General features: G+C 43.0%; 1 protein-coding gene and 1 pseudogene. Both read right to left on the reverse strand.

The window, feature by feature from the left end; all coding sequences use genetic code 11:
* Positions 1-570: 570 nt before the first annotated feature.
* A pseudogene (gene rplD, locus GOU96_RS17435) lies at positions 571-984 on the reverse strand (50S ribosomal protein L4); the annotation flags it as partial.
* An 18-nt stretch (positions 985-1,002) separates the two neighbouring features.
* Positions 1,003-1,503: 50S ribosomal protein L3 (gene rplC / locus GOU96_RS17440; protein ID WP_324702060.1), on the reverse strand; the 501-nt coding region annotated here is incomplete at its 5' end.

Here is a 1,503-nt window from a genome sequence, read left to right on the forward strand (position 1 = left end):
GTATTCCTTTTTAGAGTGTTTCTCGCGTTATTTTTAGAAGAGACATTGTGTTAGGTAGGTATATTGCTTGGTATTAATAACGATAATTAAAATGCTTTATTTGTCGGTTGATGTTTGATGTCTTTATTTATGTTTTTATTAAATGAATTAATCTCTATTGAATCTATTCATTAATCTCTTACTTGGAATTTTGTTTTAGATGGTTTTATATTCACGCAATGAATTAGTTGCTGTAAATTAATTTAGAATGTGAATGATAATGTCTTTAATCTTGGTGTTTAAGTCGATTCGTTATTACTAATAAAGTGACTGTCTCTATCCTTGGCTTTTCATTGTTAATTGTCTTGTGGTAAAAATAGGTTTGCATCACAAAAGTAAGCTAATTTTAACTTTGTTATTTGTCTAGCCTAGTAATATAAGCCTCTTTTTATTTTTATTAATTCTTTAGCCAACACTCGTATCAGAGTGTCGTGGCTATGTTTTTATGGTGTAGCTATTTAATGATAGTCGGAGTAGTAACATGACTTTTCGTGTGGTAAAGGCTGTGCGCTGGAAACAGCATGCATTAATGATCATCCTTGCCAGCAGTTTGGTTTTTGGAGCTTCTACAGAGAAGTTCTCAACCACGATCAGACGTTCCTGACGAACCAGTTCGGACAGGATGCTCTTCATCGCACCGCGGTACATTTTCTTGTTAACTTTCTGGCTGTGATCTTGCGGCTTAGCAGCAAAAGTCACGCCACCAGAGCGCCAGATTGGGCTCTTGATGTCACCAGAACGAGCACGACCAGTGCCCTTTTGACGCCATGGTTTCTTACCAGAGCCAGAAACTTCAGCACGAGTTTTCTGAGCACGGGTACCTTGACGAGCACCTGCAGCGTAAGCAACAACAACCTGGTGAACCAGAGCTTCGTTGAAATCACGACCGAAGGTAGTCTCGGAAACAGTCAGCGCGCTTTGCGCGTCTTTCAATACCAATTCCATTCCTATACTCCTCCGCCGTTACGCCTTAACTGCCGGTTTCACGATCAGATCGCCGTTAGTTGCGCCAGGCACTGCTCCTTTAACCAGCAGCAGTTTACGCTCAGCATCAACACGTACAACTTCCAGGGACTGCACTGTTACGCGTTCGTCACCCAAGTGACCGGTCATTTTTTTACCTTTGAACACGCGACCAGGAGTTTGGTTTTGACCGATGGAACCTAAAACACGGTGAGACAGGGAGTTACCGTGAGTCGCATCTTGAGTGCGGAAGTTCCAACGCTTAACACCACCTGCGAAGCCTTTACCTTTGGAAGTACCGGTAACGTCAACTTTCTTCACGTCAGCGAAGATGTCTACGTTAATTTCCTGGCCAACAGTGAATTCTTCACCGCTTTCCAGACGGAACTCCCACTTACCGCGGCCAGCTTCAACGCCAGCTTTAGCAAAATGACCTGCTTCAGGCTTGGTTACACGGTTAGCTTTCTTGCTGCCAGTAGTAACCTGAATCGCGCTGTAGCC

Origin of the sequence: Vibrio sp. R-1 (assembly GCF_035615595.1) — a bacterium.
GTDB lineage: Bacteria > Pseudomonadota > Gammaproteobacteria > Enterobacterales > Vibrionaceae > Vibrio > Vibrio cholerae.